The following is a 407-nucleotide window of genomic DNA, read 5'->3' as shown; positions in this document are numbered from 1 at the left end:
TATTTTCAAAGCGCGAGGGAAGAGGAAGCGATGGTGCGGGGCTCGGTCCGCAAAAGCGGACAGCCTTCCCCCAAGCTAGAGGACCCCAATACGAAATATTGGGGAACGAACTATGGCAAAGAACTCAAATTCGGTACATCCGATATGAGCCTGACAGCGACGGAGGGCAGCCTGTTTATTTCGCTGGAGGACAGCGGGGGCATTACGATTCAAAGTGACAGCAGCATTGTGATGTCGGCCAAGAAGGATTTGGAATGGACGTCGGAGAAGAAGATAGGGATCACCGCGCAGCATGCCATCTATTTATTGAGCGGAAGCAGCAGTCTGGTGCTGGACGGCAACTCGGACATCCGCGGCGAAGAGGTGGAGCTGGATGGCCTGATCAAAGCACCAGTCAGCGTCGAGGA

General features: G+C 54.5%; 1 pseudogene. It reads left to right on the top strand.

The window, feature by feature from the left end:
• Positions 1-407, top strand: a pseudogene (locus ACE5LO_RS27840) (hypothetical protein); the annotation flags it as partial.

This window comes from Paenibacillus medicaginis (assembly GCF_042138635.1).
GTDB classification, from domain to species: Bacteria; Bacillota; Bacilli; order Paenibacillales; family Paenibacillaceae; genus Paenibacillus; species Paenibacillus medicaginis.
This window is presented reverse-complemented; position numbering and strand designations above follow the sequence as displayed.